Below are 20,326 nucleotides of genomic sequence, written 5' to 3'. Positions count from 1 at the left end.
CCCGACACGCCTTCCCTACCCCCTCCGACATGGACATTCCCCCGTCCCCGGTCCCGGGGACGACCCATATTCGCACGCCACGCCACCGGCGACGCCATTCCCCGCACAGTCGCGCGCACGTCACGCTCCGTTCCTCGCGCCCGCCACTATCACATGGATCGGGGAGATTCGGTGATCACAGGTGTATGACGTCCGATCAGGGGCGATCATCTCTGCCTGCGCATCACATCTGACTTGCGGAGCGTCTCGGGGGAAGCGGAACAGTGGATCGTGCGAGGGAACATACGGCACATACGGAACCCAGGGAACAGCCGGCGCCGCGCGACGGCGGCCCGCCCCCTGATTCCGGCCGTTCCACGACCGACGCGCCCGCCCTCGAACTGCTGGTCCACGGCGTCGGCGGCACCACCCCCGAACGCATGCTCGACGATCCGCGCACGGTCCGTGTCACCGGCGACGACACCGCCGCGGTCTTCCGGCGCATCGACGACGCCGACGCGGAGACACGTCCCGCCGACTACCGGGGCAAGCCCGTCCCCGAGGCCTACGTCTGGTGCAACCTCACCTCCGGGAACAGCTCGCGTGCCCTGTGGCTGTTGCTGCTGCCGTTCATGGTCGTCAACCTCGCGCACTGGATGCGTCCCACCGCCCGCGGTCGCCGCGGCACGGTACGTCTCTACGGACTCCTCGTCCGCCTGGCCGGACTGACCCTGACCGTGCTGCTCGTCGCGGCGGCCTGTGAGGTCGCGCTCGACCTGACCGCCTGGCAGTGCGCCGGCGCACGCGCGTGCGCGCAGGCGCACACCTGGCTCGGTTTCCTCTCCCCGGCCGTCTCCGACGGCGGCTGGTGGAGCCAGCCGGGCCGCCGCCTCGCCGTGGCGGCCGTGGTCCCCACCGCGCTGACCGGCCTGCTGTGGTACCTCTCCCACCGCACCTGGAGCGAGTACGAGTCCCAGCGCCCCATGGACCGCGACGACGGCCGCCCCGACGACGCGAAGGCGACACCCGAGGCACCCGGCGTACCCGATGCACCCGGCGCATCCGGCAGTGGTGCCGCGCCGCGCCTCGCGCCCGACGTCGAGGACACGGCCCGTGTCGCCCTCGGCCGGCCCGGCTTCTGGTACGGCCGCCGGCTCGTCGCCAGGCTCCGCGCCGCCCACGCGGCGGCCGGGTTCCTCACCGTCGCGGCGGCCGTCGGCACCTCGGCGGCCCGCCACGACCGCCGGGCGGGCGGACCGGCCCTCCTGGAGCTCCTGGGCTGGCTGCTGAACTCGGCCCTCGTGCTGCTGGCGGTGGCCGTGGTCTGGGTGGTCTGCCGCCGGGGCCGCAGCGAGCGCCGCCTCGACAAGGGCCTCGACGAGAACCTGGTCCGCCGCCTGCCCGCCTGCGCCGTCGCCGTGCTCGTCCTGGCCGTGGTGTACGCGGGTTGGTCGCGCCCCGGCTGGAGGTCGACGGGCCGGCTCCCCGGCGACCTGACCTTCGGCGGGATCACCCTGGTGCAGGGCCTGCTCGTGGTCGCGCTCGGCGTGGTCGCCCACACCCTCCACCGCTCCCGCCCCGACGCACGCACCGCCATGTACGGTCTGGCCGGCCCCGCCGTCGCGATGCTCGCCTGCGCGCTCGGCGGGGTGATGTCCGCCGGTGTCGCCCAGCGGGTCGCCGACTGGCTGGGCGGCACCGACGACGCCCTCGCCGGCCCGCCCGTCCTCCTGACCTGGCAGGCCTCCGTCATCCCGCCCCTCCTCCTGGTCCTCCTCGGGCTCCTCGGCTGGCTCACCCGCCGCACCCTGGTGCTGCGCCGGGCGGAGACGGAGGCGGTGGAGCGGGAGTACGGCCTGACAGGAGAGGAACCGCACCAGCACGGGGAGGGACTGCCGAGCCGGCAGGGGCTGCCGGGCTCGGAGGGATTGGCGGGCCGGGAGGGACTGCCGGGCCGGGAGGGGCTGGCGGGTCGGGAAGGAAAGTCGCACGCGACGAGGCCATCGGGCCCGGAGTGGGCGCCGGGATCCGGGGCGTCGTCCGGCTCGGGAGGGCCCTCGGAGCCGGTGACGTCGCCGGGCCCGGGCCGAGCGTCGGACTCGGTGGCAGGGCCGGGCCCGTGTGAAGCGGCCGTGCCCGGGGATTCCGGTGTGCCGGGGGACGAGGAGCGCGAGGCACGGGACTCCGGGCGTACGCGGCGCATCGCGCGTACGCGCGCCATGGCGGCCCTCACCGACCGGGCACCCCGCATCGTCGCCGTCATCTCCACCGTGACGCTGCTGCTCGGTGCCGCCGCCCTCACCGGCGCCCTGGTGACGGGGGAGACCCCGGCGCGGGCGGCGCAGGGCTCGTACGACTTCGTCGAGGGAGCCGCCCAGACCGCGCAGGCGCTGGGGTCCTGGCTGATCGGCGTGGGCTTCCTGCTGTTCGTCACCTGGGGCCGACGGGCCTACAAGGACGCCTCCGCGCGGCGCACGATCGGCATCCTCTGGGACGTGGGCACCTTCTGGCCCCGCGCCGCACACCCGTTCGCACCGCCCTGCTATGCCGAGCGGGCCGTCCCCGACCTGACCTGGCGCATGGCCACCTGGACCCGCACCACCGGCGGCCGGCTCGTCCTCTCCGGCCACTCCCAGGGCAGCGTCCTCGCGGCGGCCGCCGCCTGGCAGCTGACCCCGTCGGTCCGCAGCCGCGTCGCACTGCTCACCTACGGCTCACCGCTGGAGCGGCTGTACGGCCGCTGGTTCCCCGCCCACTTCGGCCCCGAGCCCCTCGCCGCCCTGCACCGCGAGGTCGACTGCTGGCGCAATCTGTACCGCCGCACCGATCCCATCGGCGGCCCCGTTCGGCTGACGAGCCGGCACGGTCCGCAGGTCGACGCCGAGCCGTTCAGCGACCCCCTCGCCTACGGCCGCACCGGCGCCCACCCCCTGCCCGCCCCGATCCTCGGCCACTCCGACTACCAGGCGGACCCGGCCTTCGTGGCCGAACGCAGACACCTGCTGGACCGGCTCGGCACCGAGCTACCGGGCCCGCGGGCCTCGCCCTAGTCCGGACACGTGACATCCCTCGCGGGACGCTCGCCCGTGGTCAGGAACGTGGTCACGGCGCGGTCGCCGCAGGCGTTGCCCGTGCCCAGGTAGACACCGTGACCGCCCCGCTCGACCGTGACGAGCCGCGCCCGGTCACCGAAGGCGCGCCGCATCCGCAACGCGCCGACGTACGGGGTGGCCGGGTCGCGCCGGTTCTGGATCATCAGGATGTTGGACGGGCCCCGGTCGGTGAGCCTGGTCGGCTTCTCGGCGGGGGTGTCCTTCCAGAAGGCGCAGGGGAAGACGTTCCCCGGCAGGCCGGCCGTGAGCGGATAGCGCGCCCGGTTCGCGGCCACCGCCCGCTCGTACCCGGCCACCGAACGCGGCCAGCGCACGTCGTTGCAGATCACGGCCATCGTGACGGCCGCGTCCTCGTCGCCGAGCGGCCCGGCGACCTCCGGCGGCAGCACGGGGGTCGCGCCCGGCGTCATGGCCGCCCGCATCAGCCCCGCCAGCCGGGGGAAGGCGGCGTCGTTGTAGAGGGAGTCGTACATGACCTGCCTCAGCACGTTGCCGGTGAGCGGCACACCCGGTGTCGTCGACTCCCTCGGCGCGTGGTCCAGCTCCGCCGCCAGGGAGAGGAACAGCGGCCGGATCTCCTCGGCCCGCCGGGCGAGCCGTAGACCGTCCACGTCCCGGGCCGGATCGGCGGCCCAGGCCGCGAAGTCCGGGAACCGGTCCTCCGCGCCGACCGCCATGTTCACCACCCAGGCCCGTTCCACCCGCCGGGGATCGGGGTCGTCGTTGCTGTCCAGAACCCAGCGGTCGGTGCGCTCCGGGTACTTCTGCGCGTACACGGCACCGACGTAGGACCCGTACGAGATGCCGTACGCCGACAGCTTCTCCTCGCCCAGGGCCTGCCGCAGACGGTCGATGTCGCGTACCTCGTTGGCGGTGCTGAAGCTGCGCAGCACCGCACCGCCGTTGCGGGCGCACGACTCGGCGGTGCGGCGGGAGCGGGCGACGTTCTCCGCGATGCCGCCGTCCGGCGCGGGCCAGGGCCGAAGGGTCACCAAGTATCGGTCGGCAGCGGGGAGTTGACACGACGCCCGGGTGCTGGCGCCGACGCCGCGCGGATCGAGGCTCACGATGTCGTAGGTGGCGCCGAGCTCCCGGCGCAGTGCCTCGCCCTGCCGGGTGAGCCGGGCGATGCCGGAGCCGCCGGGCCCGCCGGGGAGCACGAGCAGGGTGCCCCGCCGGGCCTCGGGGCGCTCACTGGGCAGCCTGGACACCGCGAGGCTCAACCGGGGGCCGTCGGGGTTCCGGTGGTCGACCGGTACGGCCAACTCGGCGCACTCCTGCCCGGCCGGACCGCCCGGCTGGGCACAGGGGCGCCAGGAGAGCGCGGGTAAGGACGAGGAGGCGAGGGCCTGGGTCGTGGCCGTCAGCGCGGTGCCGACGACCGAGGCGGTCAGTGCGAGGACCAGGACGTTTCGTGTGCGAACTGTCATGGCCCCATCGTGTCCGAGGGGCCACTGCCGCCCCATCCGGCAGCCCGGTCACCCGGGGGTGGGGATTGCCCCCGGCCCGCACGCCCGCCGGCCCCCGACCTCGCCTACGGCAGCTGCGGCAGGTCCTCCGCGAACAGCAACGTCAGGTCGTCCGTGCTCGGTTCGTCGACCTGGGCGACCCGGCTCGCGTGCCGCTCGACCATCGCCTCGAAGGTCTGCCGCGCGGTCCGGCCGTTGCCGAAGGCCGGGCCCTTGGGGAGGGCGGTGAAGTACGTCAGCAGGGCGTCGCCCGCGCCCGGCGCCAGCCGGTACTCGTGCTCCTCGGCCTGCTGCTCCACGATCCGCAACAGCTCGTCCGGGACGTAGTCGTCGAAGGTGATGGTCCGTGAGAAGCGGGACGCCACACCGGGGTTGACGGTGAGGAAGCGCTCCATCTCGGCCGTGTAGCCCGCGACGATCACCACGACCGCGTCGCGGTGGTCCTCCATCAGCTTCACCAGCGTGTCGATGGCCTCCTTGCCGAAGTCCCTCCCGGAGTCCTCCGGCGACAGCGCGTACGCCTCGTCGATGAACAGCACACCGCCATGGGCCCGTTGGAAGGCTTCCTGGGTGCGGATCGCGGTGGAGCCGATGTGCTCGCCGACCAGGTCCACCCGGGACACCTCGACGAGGTGCCCCTTCTCCAGGACGCCGAGAGAGGCCAGGATCTCGCCGTAGAGGCGGGCCACCGTGGTCTTGCCGGTGCCGGGGGAGCCCGTGAACACCAGGTGCCGTTTGACCGACGCCGCCTTGAGGCCGGCCTGCTGGCGGCGACGGCCCACCTCGATCATGTCGGTGAGGGCGCGGACCTCGCGCTTGACGCTGTCCAGGCCGACCAGCGCGTCGAGTTCACCGAGGACGGCCTTCGAGGTCCGTGCCGGCGGCTCGGGCTCGGCGGCGGGAACGGCGGCCGGCGGCTGTTCGGTGGTGCGCTGCCCGGGGATCGAGCCCAGCAGACCGGGCGACGGGGCCGCGGTCTGGGTGGCCGTCTCCCGGGATACCGGGGGGCGTACGCCCGCGCTCTCGTCGCTCGCGCAGTCCTCGACCACCGGGCCGCCGCCGACGGCGCCGGTGCCGCCGTCCGCGAACTCGTAACCACCGCGCGCGCAGCGCTCCGTACGGCATTTACGCAAGGTCGCCCGGCAGCCGTCGATGATGTGGAAGCCGTAGCCGCCGCTGCCGGTGACCCGGCAGTCGAGGAAGCTGCCGCGGCCCTCGGCGGAGACGTAGAAGCCCGCCTCGGCGGGCGAGGTCACCGTGCAGCGCTCGATGGTCGGGTCGGCGCCCTTGGTGACGATCACGCCGGTCTGGGTGCCGTCCACCGTGCAGCCGTTGAGGGTGCCGCCGCTGCCGTGGTCGCGGAACCAGGCGCCCGTGGCGGCGTCCCTGATGCGGCAGTCGTCGAGCTGCGCGGTGGCGCCGTCGCTCACGGACACCGCCGTGTTGCGCACCTGCGACAGGTCGCTGTCGACGACGTCCGCGCGCGAGCCCCGGTCCAGGACGAACAGCGCGTCCGGCACGTCGTGCACCCGGCAGGACTCCAGCACTGCCGTCGCGCCGTCGCTGACCCAGACCGCCGGGTAGTCACCGGTGCTGTCGAAGATCTCGCACTGGTTGGCGTCCACCCGGGTGCCCGGGTCCCACACCGACAGGCCGTTGCGCCCGAACTGCCGGACCGAGGTGCGGGTCAGGGTGAGGACGGAGCGCGAGCGGAGGTCGACCGCGTTCTCCGGGATGTCGTGGATGCGGCAGTCCGCGAGGGTGAGCACGGCGTCCGTGTCCAGGGTGACCCCGTCGGCGGTGGTCCGGTGCACGTCGCAGTCGGTGAGATGGGCCGTGGCACGGCCGGTGATCTGCACGCCGCTGCCGCGGACCTCGTAGACCTCGCAACCGACCGCCTCCAGGGAGGAGTTCTCCCCGGTCGCCGTCAGGCCCGAGCCGGAGGTGTGGTGCACCCGGCACCGCTCCAGCCGCGGACGGCCGCCGCCGCGCACCGCGACACCGGCCTGGCCGGCCGCGACGACCTCGCACTCCTCGAACACACCGCCACCGCCGTCGACCACGGCGATGCCGATGCCGGCCGGGTTGTCGACGGTGCAGCGGCGGACCGTGGGGCGGGCGCCGCCGCGCACCTCGATACCGGCCGCGGAGCGGGTGACGATCCGCAGATCCAGCAGCTCGGGGGTGCCGTCCTCGACGAGCAGCGCGGGCGCCGCCGCGTCCTGCCCCTCCACATGCAGGTCCTGCACGACGGCCGAGGCGGCGACGGTCAGCGGTACGCCGTCGGCGGGCGCGATGCGCACCGAGCCGGGCGAGCCCTCCGGGCCGCGCAGCGTGACTCCGCGCCGCACCACGAGGTTCTCCCGGTACGTGCCCGGAGCGACGATGAGCACGTCGCCGTCGCTCGCGGCCTCCAGGGCCGCGGCGAGCGACGAGTACTCACCCGTGCGGCGCCGCCACCGCGATGTACCGGTGTGCGTCACCTGGACCGTGCCCTGTGCCATGGCGTTGCTGTGCCCCCACCTCGTGGAACGCGGGTCGATGCCGAACAGTTCGGCTGGTCGGTCCACCGTAGCGTGCGCGGGCAGGGGGAGTTGACCGGAGTGGGAAGGCGGTCAGCTGCCCGTGCCCGTCCTGCCCCAGTCCGGCCCGGCCTTGTCCCATGCCTGGTCCCAACGGGTGTAGCGGTGGCGGACCATGCGCCAGACGATCAAGCGTCTGGCGCCCTCGACGAGTCCCGCGGCGAGCACGGTGGCGCCGAATCCGGCCAGCACCGCGTGGGTCGTGGCGGTGGCGGTGTCCAGGGGACGTCCCACCGTCCGGCCCTGGTCGTCCGTCCACAGGGTGAAGTGGTCGCCGGGCTGCGGGGTCTTGAGGTTCGCCATGACCGTGCCGTGGCGCGGCGTGCCGTCCGGGCCGGTCCAGTCGGCGACGACGCGGCTCTGCCGGTCGCGGGTCGTCGCGGTCTCCGGATCCGGGTCCAGCGGGGAGCCGTCGACCTTCTTGACGACCGTGGCCGTGACCCGGTGGCGGCTGTGCTGCTGGTCGCGCACGGCCTGCTGCAGGGCGCTCTGGGCGGCGCCGCCGACGACGGCGCCGATCAGCGGCGCGGCGACGAGGATCAGCACGAGGGCCGCGAACGCCAGCCAGGCCTCGACCAGATCGGTCGTCCGCCGCAGCGGGTTGTGACGCCAGCGCCACAGGCCACCGAACGCCCGCAGTCCACCGATTGCCCGCACCGCCCCACACCCCCTTACGCGTCCGTGATAGCCCCGGGCGGAACCGTCCACGCGCAGTTCCGGTCGAGAGAGAGGGAAATCACCCTCCCGCCGGCCTTCTCATGAAGTTCTCACACAAAGACCCAACGGCCGGACCCGGGGCGTGTGTTCCCTGGACACGGACCGAATCGTAGGAGATTGAATTTTCAAGGGCGAGCGGGGGGTTCTCCCAGGACCGCTCAGAACTCGTCGGGACCGAACTCGCTATTCGAGCACCCGGACCGGATCGCCGACCCGTACCGTGCCCGCGGATTCCGGGACGAGGTTCTGCCCGAAGACCAGCTTGTCGCCGAAACGGCGGTGGCGGGCGAGGGTGCGCAGCGGCTCACGACCGCGCTCGGCGGTGTCCTGGTCGGTGGTGGTCACCACGCACCGGCCGCACATCTTGGCCACCCGGAAGCTCACTTCGCCGATGGCGACGCGTCGCCAGCCGTCCTCGGCCCAGGCGTCCGTGCCGTCGACGACCACGTTGGGCCGGAAGCGGCTCATGGGCAGGGGGCTCTCCTCGGCGTGGTCGCCCCGCGCGACGAGGTCGTTGAGCGCGGCCAGTGAGGCGAGCGTGGTGAGCAGCAGCGGATAGCCGTCGGCGAAGCTGACGGTCTCGCCGGGGCGGGCGTACTCGGGGTCGATCGGGCGCCGGGTCGCCGGGTCGTCGAGATGCACCAGGCGCACCGGGAGGCCCAGGTAGTCACTGAACCAGGTGTGCGCCGCGTCGTCGGCGGGGACCGCCTCCACCTTGTCCCGCCAGATCTCCACGGTGGTCGTGCCGGTGGGCGCGGGCACCGGGACGGTGAGCGGCTCGCGGCCGGGCGCGGACAGCACGAGACCGCCGCCGGGCAGCAGCCCGGCGGCGGCCAACGCCATACGCGGATGCGGACGTTGAGTGATGACCTTGCCCGAGTCGTCGACCAGCACCCAACGGCGGTCGCCCGCCAGCCCCCAGGGCTCCACGACGGCCTCGTCGGGGGCGAAGCCCCGGGCCGCCTTCAGCGGGTGGACGTGGATCGAGTGCAGTGACGGATTCCCCATGGGGTCATCCTGCCAGCAGGCTGTGACAACCCCACGCGAAACGTTCCAGAAGCCTCAGTACCCGCGGTACTGCTGGCCGTTGTACGGGTCCTGCTGGTACGGGGCCGCGGGGGCCGGGCGGGGTGCCGCCGGGCGCATGGCCTCGTAGCCCGCCATGGGGCGTTGCTGCTGCTGCTGCGGCTGGGCGCCCGGGTAGCCGCGCGGACCCGCGGACTGCTGCGGGATGTACGCGTTCGGCGCCTGCTGGAGCGGCGAAGGCTGCTGGGCCTGCGGATAACCGTAGGCGGGCTGGGAGGGACCGGCCGGCAGCGCGGGCAGCGCCGACGGGAGCGCGGGCAGGTTGCTGCCCGGGATGTCGTACGCGGCGGGTACCCGGATCGGGGCGATCTGAGGGGTGCCCCGCTCGGCGACGAGAGAGTCGTAGATCGGGGTGTCCGCGAAGGACGAGGCGGAGTAGTAACCGCCGCCGTAGGTGGAGCGGGGGGAGGTCATGGCACATAAGTTAAGCCCACGATGTGCTGGTTGGGGAGACCGATAAGAGGGTTGTTTTCCGTGTCGGCAGTGACGCTGGATCCCCAATGCGAGCGAACTCGGCGAAAAAGGGCAGCAAAGAGTCTTCTGATCGTGTAAAGGCCGAGTTCCTGGCGGGTTACCGGCGGTTGGCCGAGGATCTTTCGGTACGGGTTCTGGGGGTTCGGGGGGCCGGGGGAATAGGTTGGGCCGACAACGGACCCGGCCGGATCCGACGGACAGCGCGGGACGCGGCCCGGTGACGACCTTCTGGATGACCTTCTGATGGGGGCGGACATGTCAATGCCGAAAGGATCGAACACCGCGGTACCGACGGCCGCGCTGCGCGTCGAACTGGGCTGGCGCTCCGGACCGGGCGTGCCCGACGCGGACGCCTCGGCGCTGCTGCTCGTCGGCGGAAAGGTGCGCTCGGACGCCGACTTCGTCTTCTACAACCAGCCCGCGCACTCCTCCGGCGCGGTCCGCCACGAGGGCAAGCGCGACGCCGCGGGACAGGTCACCGACTCGCTCCTCGTCGACCTCGCGCGCGTGGAGCCCGCCATCGAGACCGTCGTGGTGGTCGCCTCGGCGGACGGCGGCACCTTCGGGCAGGTGCCCGGACTGTACATCCGGGTGCTCGACGAGCGGGCGGGCACGGAGGTCGCCCGCTACGACAGCGCGGACGCCGGCGTCGAAACCGCTTTCGTCCTCGGTGAGTTCTACCGCCGCCAGGGCGCCTGGAAGTTCCGCGCCGTCGGCCAGGGCTACAGCACCGGCCTCGAAGGCCTCGCCACCGACTACGGCATCACGGTGGACGAGCCCCAGCAGGCGGCGCCGCCGGTGGCCGCGCCCGCCCCCGTCGCCCCGCCCGTCACCGTGCCGCCGCCGGTGACGACCGCCCCGCCGCCGCCTCCCGCCCCGCCCGCGGCGGCCCCGGCCCCCGTCCGCCTCACCAAGGTGACGCTCACCAAGGAGGCCCCGGCGGTCTCCCTGACCAAACAGGGCGGCACATCCGGCGCCATGCGTGTGAACCTCAACTGGGAGGTGCGCAAGCAGTTCAAGGGCTGGGGCAGCAAACTGGGCCGGGCCGTCGCCATGCACGCGGACCTCGACCTCGACCTGTGCGCCCTGTTCGAACTCTCCGACGGCAGCAAGGGCGTCGTCCAGGCACTCGGGAACGCCTTCGGCTCACTGGGGCAGCCGCCGTTCATCCATCTCGACGGCGACGACCGCACCGGCGCCGTCAGCAGCGGCGAGAACCTCACCGTCAACCTCGACCACAAGCAGTACTTCCGGCGCATCCTCATCTTCGTCACCATCTACGAGGGCGCCCGCTCCTTCGCCGACCTGCACGCCACGGTCACCCTCCAGCCGCAGCACGGCGCAGCCATCGACTTCTCGCTCGACGAGTGCACGGTCCCCTCCACCGTCTGCGCCCTCGCCCTCATCACCAACCAGGGCGGCGACCTCATCGTCCAGCGCGAGGCCCGCTACCTCGTCCCCGAGCGCGGAGTGAGCCCGCAGCGCACGGTCGACTACGCCTACGGGTGGGGCATGAACTGGACCCCCGGCCGGAAATAACCGGCCCCGCGGCACTAGCTCTCGTCCGGGACCGCCTCCGGGCGGGCGTAGGTGCGGCCCTTCCAGGCCGCACCGCGCCCCCGGTGGTGCCGCACCGCCGAGTCGACCGTCATCAGGAGGTACAGCGACGCGGTGAACGGCAGCAGGGGAGCGAGACCCGGCGGCAGACCGTAGTGGCGGAGCATCGGCACGTAGGTCGCCGCCATCAGCAGCCAGGCGAGCCCGCCGAGCAGCGCCGCCGCCGGGTCGGCCGTGACCAGGCCCGCGACGAGCGCGACCGGCGGGACCAGGTAGACCAGGGCCAGGCCGAGGACCGTGCCGACGAGCAGCAGCGGGCTGTGCAGCAACTGGGCGTAGGCGCTGCGGGCGACCATGTGCCACAGGTCGCCCAGCCGGGGGTAGGGCCGCACGCTGTCCACGCGCTCCGCCAGCCCCAGCCAGATGTGGCCGCCGCTCCTCTTGACCGCCCCGGCCAGTGCCACGTCGTCGATGACGGACTGCCGGATCGCGTCCGGGATCCGCGCCCGCTCGGCGGCCTCGACGCTCAGCAGCACACAGCCGCCCGCCGCTGCCGCCGTGCGCGCGCCCCGTACAGCGATCCGCCGGAACGGATAGAGCTGGGCGAAGAAGTAGACGAAGGCGGGCACGACCAGCTTCTCCCACCCGCTCTCCACCCGCAGCCGCGCCATCTGGGAGACCAGGTCGAAGCCGCCGGTGCGCGCGGCCGCCACCAGCGCGCGCAGGCTGTCGTGGCGATGCGCGATGTCCGCGTCCGTCAGCAGCAGGAACTCGGGTCCACGCGCGCGTGCCAGCGTGATGCCGTGCCGGACGGCCCAGAGCTTGCCGGTCCAGCCCGCGGGCGGCTCCCCGGGCGAGGACACGGTGAGGGGGAGGCCGCCGAACCGGCGGGACAGCTCACGGGCCAGGTCGCCGGTCCCGTCCGAGCTGCCGTCGTCGACCAGGAAGACCTCGGCCCGCCCCGGATAGTCCTGGGCCAGCAGCGACGGCAGGCTGTCCGGCAGTACGGCGGCCTCGTCACGGGCGGGGACGACGACACAGACGTCCGGCCAGTCCGCGGGGTCCCGGCGGGGTGGCAGACGCACATCCGTGCGCCAGAAGAAGCCCTGGCCGAGCAGCAGCCACAACCAGGCGGCGAGTGATCCGGCGGCGGTCCACGCGATGGCGCTCACGTCCGCAGTCTGCCCCACGGCGGCGGCCCTACCGAGGCCATCGTCTATCGTGGCCGGGTGAAGATCGCGCTCATGGACTCCGGTATCGGTCTGCTCCCCGCCGCCGCCGCGGTACGGCGGCTGCGGCCCGACGCGGATCTCGTGATCTCCTCGGACCCCGACGGCATGCCCTGGGGCCCGCGCACGCCCGAGGATCTGACCGAGCGTGCTCTCGCCGTCGCCGAGGCGGCGGCGGTCCACTCGCCCGACGCGCTGATCGTCGGCTGCAACACCGCCTCCGTGCACGCCCTGCCCGCCCTGCGGGCCCTCCTCGAACCGGGCCTGCCGGTGATCGGCACGGTCCCGGCGATCAAGCCGGCCGCGTCCGGCGGCGGCCCCTTCACCATCTGGGCGACACCCGCCACCACCGGCAGCCCCTACCAGCGCGGCCTCATCGAGGAGTTCGCCGACGGTGTCCCGGTCACCGAGGTGCCCTGCTGGGGACTGGCCGAAGCGGTGGAGCACGCCGACGACGCGGCGATCGACGCCACCATCGCCGCGGCCGCCGCGCTGACGCCCGACGACGTGACGACCGTCGTCCTGGGCTGCACCCACTACGAACTCGTCGCCGAACGCATCCGCGCGGCCGTTCAGCAGCCGGGCCGGCCGCCCCTCGTCCTGCACGGCTCCGCCGGAGCCGTGGCCGCGCAGGCGCTGCGCCGCATCGGTGAACTGCCGAAGCCCGAGGCCGACTGGACCGGGTCGACGCTGACCGTCCTGCTCAGCGGCCGTGAGGGCCCGCTGCCCGCGCCGGCCCTGGCCTACGAGGAGGGCCGGCTGCTCGCGACGGCCGGTGCCGCGCCGGCCCTCAGGGCGGATCGGTAACGCTCCGCGACCAGGTGCCCGCGCAGCGGAACATGAGTAGTCTCAAAGCCATGAGGGACCACCCCCACGGCGAGACGGGCACCCCCGAAGGCCCGCACCCCGAGGTATGGACCGGCCGTGCGACCAACCGCGGCCAGTGGCTGCTCGCCCTCGGCGGCGCCGCCTGCATGGCACTGGGCATCGAACTCGCGGTCGACTCCGCGTGGGCGTCCGGTGTCGCCCCGCTCGTCATGTCCGTCGTCGGCTGCATCGCGGCCGGGCTGCTCGTCCTCTTCGGCACGCTCGCGTTCGTGCATGTCTCGGTGAAGGTCGACGAGGACTTCCTGGAGGTCCGCTGCGGCCACATCGGTGTGCCGCGCCGCCGCATCCCCCTGTCCCAGGTCGCCGACGCCGCCTTCGCGCCGTGCGTCACACCCCATCAATGGGGCGGCTGGGGCTACCGCTGGCGGCCCGAGAAGGGCACCGCCGTCGTCGTACGCCGGGGTGAGGCGGTGGTGCTGCGCCTCTGGGACGGGCACACCTTCACGATCACCGTGGACAACGCCGAGACCGCCGTGAGCGTCATCCGCGCCCGGCTGACCCCGAAGGCGTCCGACGCCGCGCGCTGACCCCCTCGGCGTCGGCCGGTCCCGTCCGGCCGACCGCGTGGACAGGCCCTGGCTAGCCGTCGCCGAGGTCCGGCGCCGTCTCGCTCTCCCCATCCGTCAGGGGCCATGCCGTCGCCATCCCCGCGAGCAGACCCGCGCCCGCCGTCACCGTGGTGAAGCTCAGCGCGTTGCCCACGGCGGCGATCGCGGCCATCGCGGTCAGGGCCGCGCCCGCGGTGAGGACCACCGGAGTGGAGCGCGGGGTCCGCCACAGGACATAGAGGACCCAGCCGAACACGGCCGCGAGCAGGGCGACACCGGCGAGGCCCTGTTCGGCGGCCAGCTGCAGCGGCGCCGAGTGGGGACGGTCGTCGGCCGACAGCGACTCGGCGACCGTCGGGCTCAGCTCCCCGAAGCGGCCCGGTCCCGCGCCGAGCAGCGGTTCGTCGTGGACCAGACCGAGCGCGTCGTGCCACAGCAGGATCCGGTGCGGGGTGAGCTGCCCCTCCAGCGAGTCGGTGAGTCCGGCCGGCAGGGCGTTCTCGGCGACCGCCCAGACCGTCGTCGTCACCAGGCCCGTGGCGAGGGCCAGCCCCACGAGGCCCGGGCCGCGGCGCATCCGGGCCGCCGCGAGCGAGCACAGCAGCACCCCGGCGCACGCGGCGAAGCCGGTGATCGAGCCGAGCGCCGCCGCGGTCACGGCGATCCCGCAGGCCAGCAGCCGCAGGGCCAGCCTCGGGCCGGGCGCACGGGCCGCCCAGGCGGCACAGCAGGCGGCGCCGGCGGACAGCACCAGCAGCGCGGCGGTCGCACCGGTGTGCCCGAGCGGCGAGACCAGCGGCGAGCCCGTCATCGTGTGCGGGTCGGTGACCGCCAGACCCAGACCGGCCAGCGCCCCGGCGGACGGAGCCACCACCGGCAGCACGGCCCCGCAGATCCGGCCCGCCGCGTAACCGGCCGCCACCGCGAGAACCGCCAGCAGCACACCCTCCGGGCGGCCGCCGCGCGCCGCCGCCGTGATCAACGACCAGGCCGCGCACGCCCCGAGCAGGAGCACTCCCGTGACATCGGAGACGTTCCGTCTCTCGTGCGAGGCCGACGCTCCGGCCGCGGACTCCGTCCCCGTGGACCCCAAGGTGTCGCCCCCCGACTGTGCCGGGCCTCGACCGCCCGGACGACATCTCGCCGCACGTCAGAGGCTCGCGCACACCGTAACGGGTGATGCGCCGGTTTGTGGACGAGTTATGCAGGAACGATGCGTCAGGTGTGCGACAAAAGCCTCACCCGGGACGCGTGGACCGCGCTGTCGGCGCCGGGGTGACGCGCCGTACACTCCCGGAGTGACCGTCACCGCCACTCCCGTAGACGAGCCGGAACAGCTCGAACCCCAGGCCACGCCCGTCTCCCGGGCGTCCCGATGGGTCGCTCGACTGCTGCCGGCCGCCGCCGCGGCCCTCTCCGGGGTGCTGCTCTACGTCAGCTTCCCGCCCCGCACCCTGTGGTGGCTGGCCCTGCCGGCCTTCGCGGTCTTCGGCTGGGTGCTACGCGGACGCGGCTGGAAGGCGGGCCTCGGTCTCGGCTACCTGTTCGGCCTCGGATTCCTGCTGCCGCTGCTGGTGTGGACCGGCGTGGAGGTCGGCCCCGCCCCGTGGCTCGCGCTCGTCGCGATCGAGGCGGTGTTCGTGGCCCTCGTCGGCGCGGGCGTCGCCGCCGTCTCCAAGCTGCCCGGCTGGCCCGTGTGGGCCGCCGCCCTGTGGATCGCCGGCGAGGCGGCACGCGCGCGTGCCCCGTTCAGCGGTTTCCCCTGGGGCAAGATCGCCTTCGGCCAGGCGGATGGTGTCTTCCTGCCGCTGGCCGCTCTCGGCGGCACACCGGTCCTCGGCTTCGCGGTCGTACTGTGCGGCTTCGGGCTGTACGAGGCGGTCCGGCTGCTCGTGGCGAACCGCCGCACCGGCGAGGCCGTACGCCGGGGCACCGCGGCCGTGGCCGCGCTCTCCGTGGCCGTCCCCCTGGTGGGCGCGTTCGCGTCCCGCGCGCTGGTGAGCGACGAGGCCGAGGCCGGCACCGCCACCGTGGCCGTCATCCAGGGCAACGTCCCCCGCCTGGGGCTCGACTTCAACGCCCAGCGGCGGGCCGTGCTCGACTACCACGCCAGGGAGACCGAGCGGCTGGCCGCCGAGGTCGCGGCCGGCAAGGTCGCCCGGCCCGACCTCGTGCTCTGGCCGGAGAACTCCTCCGACATCGACCCCTTCGCCAACGCCGACGCCCGCACGGTGATCGAGCAGGCCGCCACGGCCATCGGTGCCCCCATCTCCGTCGGCGGCGTGGTGGAGCGGGACGGCAAGCTCTACAACGAGCAGATCCTGTGGGACCCCGAGAAGGGTCCCGTCGACACCTACGACAAGCGGCAGATCCAGCCGTTCGGCGAGTACCTGCCGCTGCGGTCGCTGATCGGGGCCATCAACAGCGAGTGGACCTCCATGGTCCGCCAGGACTTCAGCCGGGGCACCGAGCCCGGCGTTTTCACCATGGCCGGGGCGAAGGTCGGACTCGTCACCTGCTACGAGGCGGCCTTCGACTGGGCCGTGCGCTCGGAGGTCACCGACGGCGCACAGCTGATCTCGGTGCCGAGCAACAACGCCACCTTCGACCGCAGCGAGATGACCTACCAGCAGCTCGCCATGTCCCGGGTGCGCGCCGTCGAGCACAGCCGCACCGTCACCGTCCCGGTGACCAGCGGCGTCAGTGCGATCATCATGCCGGACGGCAGGATCACCCAGAAGACCGGAATGTTCGTCCCGGACTCGCTGGTGCAGAAGGTGCCGCTGCGCACCTCCGAGACGCCCGCCACCCGGGTCGGTATCGCGCCCGAGATGCTGTTGGTGCTGGTCGCGGCAGGTGGCCTCGGCTGGGCGATCGCGGCCGGTGTGCGCGGGAGGCGCGCCGGTGGCGTGTAGCCGTACGCCTCGCGTGCGCGCCTGGATGAGGCGGGGTTGAGGAGACCGGCCCGTTAGGGTCGGCTCCATGGCTACCCCTGATTTCATCCGCACACTCCGTGCGTCCGCCGGCAAGCAGCTCCTCTGGCTCCCCGGAGTCACCGCCCTCGTCTTCGACGACGAGGGCAGAGTGCTGCTGGGCCGTCGGTCCGACAACGGCAAGTGGTCGCTGATCGGCGGCATCCCGGACCCGGGGGAGCAGCCGGCGGCCTGTGCCGTGCGGGAGGTCGAGGAGGAGACGGCGGTCCGGTGCGTGGCCGAACGGGTCGTCCTCGTACAGGCGTTGGAACCGGTCCGGTACGACAACGGGGACGTGTGCCAGTACATGGACATCACGTTCTACTGCCGGGCCGTGGGCGGAGAGGCCCGGGTCAACGACGACGAGTCCCTGGACGTCGGCTGGTTCTCGCTGGACGCCCTGCCGGACCTGAGCGAGTTCGCGCTGTTCCGCATCAAGCAGGCCATGTCCGACTCGGTGACGTGGTTCGACCCGACGGTCTGAGAACCGGGACGGGCGGCTGAGCCCGTGTGCGCCGAGTGGGCGGGTGCGGGTGCGGGTGCGGGTGCGGGCGTGTGCGGGGAGCGCGCGCTCCCCGCGCCGGTGTGCGGCGCCGACCGGCTCCGTCGCCCCGCCGACCGTCGGCGTTGACGTGATCGACAAGCGCCCCCTACGGTTGCCGGAACGTTCCGGCATGGAGTGGTGGAGTCCCCGATGAGCCATCCCCCGCGCTGTCCCGTGGTCGCCGAGGCGGAGTTGACCGCCTTCCTCGCCACCCGGTTCGGAGTACGCGGCGCCCTCAAGGACCTGGGAAGTCAGCAGGACCGCAACTACCGGGTCCGGACCGACACCGGCGACCGGGTGCTCAAGATCGCCCACCCCGCGACGGACGCCGCGCTGCTCGGGGCCCAGGACGCGGCGGTCGACCATCTGGCCGGAGTGCTCCCGGACGTGCGGCTGCCCCGGGCCCGGACCGGAGTGGACGGCGCGGCGGTGCAGTGGCTCACCGCGGACGGGGTGGAACTGGCCTGTCGGCTGCTGGACTTCGTCCCCGGCGAACCGATCATGGACAGCCGCTATCTGGCCCCGGACGTCGTCGCCCGGCTCGGCGGACTCGCCGGACGGGTCGCGGCCGGGCTCGCCGGTTTCGAGCGCGCCGGTCTGGAGGCGGCCGCCCCGGACCCGACCCGGATGTGGGACCTGCGCAACGCGCCCGCCGTCATCGAGGCACTGGCCCCGCACCTGCCCGACCGGGCGCGCGCCCGGCGGATCCTGCGGGCGTCCCGCGCCGCGCACGCCCTGGTGGAGCCTTACGCCGACCGGCTGCCGACGCAGATCGTGCACGGGGACGTGACCGACAACAACGTGGTCTGCGAGACGGCCGGCGACGGGCGGCCCGTCCCGGTCGGCGTCATCGACTTCGGTGATCTGGGTCCCGGCTGGACGGTCGCGGAACTGGCGGTCACCTGCACCTCCGTGCTCCACCACCACGGCGCGGGCCCCGCGTCGGTGCTGCCCGCCGTACGGGCCTTCGACGCGGCCCGGCCGCTCGGGGACGAGGAGGTGGCCGTGCTGTGGCCGCTCGTCGTGCTGCGGTCGGCCGTCATGGTGGTCAGCGGGCAGTACGACACCCTGCTCGACCCGGACAACCGGTACGCCACGGCCGCGCTGGACCGCGAGTGGGCGATGTTCGAGGCCGCCGTGTCGGTACCGGCGCAGGTGATGACGGCTCTCTTCCGGCAGGGACTCGCCCGCCCGGCAGCCCGGTCCGGATCCGCCGCCGGACCGCTCCTGCCCGCGAACCGGCTGCTGCCCGCGAACCGGCTGCTGCCCGCGCTGACGGGCGAGGTGCGCCTGCTCGATCTGTCGGTGGGGAGCGACGATCTGCACACCGGACGCTGGCTGGACCCCGGCATCGAACGCGCTCTCGCGACGGAGGCGTTGGAGGCGGGGCGGACGGCCGTACGGACCCGGCACGGTGAGTTCCGGCTGACCCGGGCGTCCGTCGCCGGCGGGGGCGTCGCCGAAACCTGTGCGCTCGGGGTCGAGCTGTACCTCACCGGGCCGCTGGAGGTCCACGCGCCTTGGGCCGGCACGGTCACCAGGACTCCGGGCGGCACGCTGACCCTGAGCACCGGCGACGGGGTCGACCTGATCCTTGACGGTGTCAGGGGCGGGGTCGGTGGCGGGGTCGAGGCCGCCGACGCGGAGGAGTCCCCCGCTCCCGTCGAGGCGGGCCGGTCGCTCGGCACGGTGGCCGAGGACGACGGGGTGTACGTGCTGGGCGTCCAGCTCTCCGCGCTGCCCGGTGCCGCGCGTCCGCCGAGGTTCACCACACCCGAACTCGCCGTCGGGTGGCTGTCGTTGTGCCCCGACCCGGGCCCTCTGCTCGGCGACGGAACACCCGAACCCGTGGGCGAGGGCCGGGACGGGCTCGGTTCGGTCGCCGTCGACGCGGAGTTGCTGGAGCGGCGCGAGAACTCCTTCGCCACCGTCCAGGAGCACTACTTCGAGGAGCCGCCGCGCATCGAGCGCGGCTGGCGGCACCACCTGGTCGACACCCGGGGCCGCGTCTACCTCGACATGCTCAACAACGTGACCGTGCTCGGCCACGGCCACCCCGCGCTGAGCGACGCCGTCCACCGGCAGTGGCGGCGCCTCAACACCAACTCCCGTTTCCACTACGCGTCGGTGGTCGAACTGTCGGAACGGCTCACCCAGTCGCTCCCCGACGGCCTGGACACCGTCTTCCTGGTGAACAGCGGCTCCGAGGCCGTCGACCTCGCGCTGCGGCTCGCCTGGGCGACGACCGGTCGGCAGGACGTGGTCGCCGTCGAGGAGGCGTACCACGGCTGGACGTACGCGAGCGACGCCGTCTCCACCTCCGTCGCCGACAACCCGGGCGCCCTCGCCTCACGCCCGCCGTGGGTGCACACGGTCGCCGCGCCCAACTCCTACCGTGGCCGGCACCGGGGAACCGAGGCCCGGCGGTACGGTCCCGAGGCCGCCGAGCGGATCGCCGAACTCGCGGCGCGCGGCAGCCCGCCGGCCGCGTTCCTGTGCGAGCCGTTCTACGGCAACGCCGGCGGCATGCCCCTGCCGGACGGCTACCTCGCACAGGTCTACGCCGCCACCCGGGCCGTCGGCGGACTCTGCCTCGCGGACGAGGTGCAGGTCGGCTACGGCCGGCTCGGCACCCACTTCTGGGGGTTCGAGCAGCAGGGCGTGGTACCGGACGTGGTGACCGTCGCCAAGGCGATGGGCAACGGGCATCCGCTGGGCGCGGTGGTCACCCGGCGCGAGATCGCCGAGGCCTACCGCGGCCAGGGCTACTTCTTCTCGTCCGCCGGCGGCAGCCCGGTCAGCTCGGTGGTCGGGCTCGCCGTCCTCGACGCACTGCGCGACGAGGAACTCCAGGCCAACGCCCGGGACGTGGGCCGCCACCTGAAGCACCGGCTCCATGAACTGGCCCACCGGCACGAGCTGATCGGCGCGGTGCACGGCTCCGGTCTCTATCTGGGCGTGGAGTTCGTGCGCGACCGTACGACGCTGGAGCCGGCCACCGAGGAGACGGCCGCGATCTGTGAGCGGCTGCGCGAACTCGGTGTGATCATGCAGCCGACCTCCGACCGGCAGTGCGTGCTGAAGATCAAGCCGCCGCTGTGTCTGACCAGGGACGGCGCTGACGGCTTCGTCGCCGCCCTGGACGACGTCCTGACGCACGGCTGGTGA

General features: G+C 73.5%; 14 protein-coding genes. 7 read left to right on the top strand and 7 right to left on the bottom strand.

The window, feature by feature from the left end; genetic code table 11:
• Positions 1-263: 263 nt before the first annotated feature.
• Positions 264-3,029: a hypothetical protein gene (locus HW837_RS49180; RefSeq protein ID WP_390623619.1), complete on the top strand. Its 2,766-nt coding sequence runs from the start codon at positions 264-266 to the stop codon at positions 3,027-3,029.
• On the opposite strand, the gene HW837_RS39650 is transcribed toward HW837_RS49180, so the two are convergent.
• The 5 genes from HW837_RS39650 to HW837_RS39630 form a co-directional block, all read right to left on the bottom strand.
• On the bottom strand, positions 3,026-4,522 hold the full coding sequence (locus tag HW837_RS39650; protein WP_193381649.1) for an alpha/beta hydrolase: 1,497 nt from the start codon (positions 4,520-4,522) through the stop codon (positions 3,026-3,028). The two genes, HW837_RS49180 and HW837_RS39650, sit on opposite strands and share 4 nt — an antisense overlap.
• A 104-nt stretch (positions 4,523-4,626) precedes the next feature.
• Positions 4,627-7,065: a right-handed parallel beta-helix repeat-containing protein gene (locus HW837_RS39645; RefSeq protein WP_045561778.1), complete on the bottom strand. Its 2,439-nt coding sequence runs from the start codon at positions 7,063-7,065 to the stop codon at positions 4,627-4,629.
• A 111-nt stretch (positions 7,066-7,176) separates the two neighbouring features.
• A complete protein-coding gene (locus tag HW837_RS39640) occupies positions 7,177-7,800 on the bottom strand; it encodes an Rv1733c family protein (RefSeq protein ID WP_045561779.1) in 624 nt (207 codons plus the stop codon).
• A 243-nt stretch (positions 7,801-8,043) separates the two neighbouring features.
• The gene (locus tag HW837_RS39635; RefSeq protein WP_045561780.1) at positions 8,044-8,868 is read right to left on the bottom strand and encodes an MOSC domain-containing protein; all 825 of its coding nucleotides are present in this window, start codon (positions 8,866-8,868) and stop codon (positions 8,044-8,046) included.
• A 54-nt stretch (positions 8,869-8,922) separates the two neighbouring features.
• The gene (locus HW837_RS39630) at positions 8,923-9,360 is read right to left on the bottom strand and encodes a DUF6643 family protein (RefSeq protein ID WP_045561781.1); all 438 of its coding nucleotides are present in this window, start codon (positions 9,358-9,360) and stop codon (positions 8,923-8,925) included.
• A gap of 315 nt (positions 9,361-9,675) precedes the next feature.
• On the opposite strand from HW837_RS39630, the gene HW837_RS39625 reads away from it, so the two are divergent.
• Positions 9,676-10,959 carry a TerD family protein gene (locus tag HW837_RS39625; protein ID WP_234442752.1) on the top strand — a complete coding sequence of 428 codons (1,284 nt, stop codon included), beginning with the start codon at positions 9,676-9,678 and terminating at the stop codon, positions 10,957-10,959.
• A gap of 14 nt (positions 10,960-10,973) precedes the next feature.
• Here HW837_RS39625 and HW837_RS39620 read toward each other — a convergent pair whose 3' ends face one another.
• On the bottom strand, positions 10,974-12,167 hold the full coding sequence (locus tag HW837_RS39620; RefSeq protein ID WP_045561783.1) for a glycosyltransferase: 1,194 nt from the start codon (positions 12,165-12,167) through the stop codon (positions 10,974-10,976).
• A gap of 39 nt (positions 12,168-12,206) precedes the next feature.
• Between HW837_RS39620 and HW837_RS39615 the strand changes: the two genes are divergently transcribed.
• Positions 12,207-13,013, top strand: a complete 807-nt coding sequence (locus HW837_RS39615; protein ID WP_193381650.1) for a glutamate racemase — start codon at positions 12,207-12,209, stop codon at positions 13,011-13,013.
• A gap of 50 nt (positions 13,014-13,063) precedes the next feature.
• The gene (locus HW837_RS39610; protein ID WP_093790582.1) at positions 13,064-13,621 is read left to right on the top strand and encodes a hypothetical protein; all 558 of its coding nucleotides are present in this window, start codon (positions 13,064-13,066) and stop codon (positions 13,619-13,621) included.
• A 52-nt stretch (positions 13,622-13,673) separates the two neighbouring features.
• Here the strand turns inward: HW837_RS39610 and HW837_RS39605 are convergent, their stop codons facing one another.
• Complete coding sequence (locus HW837_RS39605) at positions 13,674-14,657, bottom strand: O-antigen ligase family protein (RefSeq protein WP_234442759.1); 984 nt, start codon at positions 14,655-14,657, stop codon at positions 13,674-13,676.
• Positions 14,658-14,940: 283 nt separating this feature from the next.
• Between HW837_RS39605 and lnt the strand changes: the two genes are divergently transcribed.
• From lnt to HW837_RS39590, 3 genes are all read left to right on the top strand, one after another.
• Positions 14,941-16,557: an apolipoprotein N-acyltransferase gene (lnt, locus tag HW837_RS39600; RefSeq protein WP_045561787.1), complete on the top strand. Its 1,617-nt coding sequence runs from the start codon at positions 14,941-14,943 to the stop codon at positions 16,555-16,557.
• Positions 16,558-16,624: 67 nt separating this feature from the next.
• Complete coding sequence (locus tag HW837_RS39595) at positions 16,625-17,098, top strand: NUDIX hydrolase (RefSeq protein WP_045561788.1); 474 nt, start codon at positions 16,625-16,627, stop codon at positions 17,096-17,098.
• 210 nt (positions 17,099-17,308) lie between these two features.
• Positions 17,309-20,326, top strand: a complete 3,018-nt coding sequence (locus HW837_RS39590) for an aminotransferase (protein ID WP_193381651.1) — start codon at positions 17,309-17,311, stop codon at positions 20,324-20,326.

This window comes from Streptomyces caniscabiei, assembly GCF_014930365.1.
In the GTDB taxonomy this organism is placed as follows: Bacteria; Actinomycetota; Actinomycetes; order Streptomycetales; family Streptomycetaceae; genus Streptomyces; species Streptomyces caniscabiei.
Note: the sequence above shows the minus strand (reverse complement) of the source record. Positions and strands in the feature narration are given on the sequence as shown.

What these genes read in the sequence shown, in the direction of transcription:
- HW837_RS39650 (WP_193381649.1), bottom strand. Translation starts at nt 4,522, where the DNA reads ATGACAGTTCGCACACGAAACGTCCTGGTCCTCGCACTGACCGCCTCG.
- HW837_RS39645 (WP_045561778.1), bottom strand. Translation starts at nt 7,065, where the DNA reads ATGGCACAGGGCACGGTCCAGGTGACGCACACCGGTACATCGCGGTGG.
- HW837_RS39635 (WP_045561780.1), bottom strand. Translation starts at nt 8,868, where the DNA reads ATGGGGAATCCGTCACTGCACTCGATCCACGTCCACCCGCTGAAGGCG.
- HW837_RS39630 (WP_045561781.1), bottom strand. Translation starts at nt 9,360, where the DNA reads ATGACCTCCCCCCGCTCCACCTACGGCGGCGGTTACTACTCCGCCTCG.
- HW837_RS39625 (WP_234442752.1), top strand. Translation starts at nt 9,676, where the DNA reads ATGTCAATGCCGAAAGGATCGAACACCGCGGTACCGACGGCCGCGCTG.
- HW837_RS39610 (WP_093790582.1), top strand. Translation starts at nt 13,064, where the DNA reads ATGAGGGACCACCCCCACGGCGAGACGGGCACCCCCGAAGGCCCGCAC.
- HW837_RS39595 (WP_045561788.1), top strand. Translation starts at nt 16,625, where the DNA reads ATGGCTACCCCTGATTTCATCCGCACACTCCGTGCGTCCGCCGGCAAG.
- HW837_RS39590 (WP_193381651.1), top strand. Translation starts at nt 17,309, where the DNA reads ATGAGCCATCCCCCGCGCTGTCCCGTGGTCGCCGAGGCGGAGTTGACC.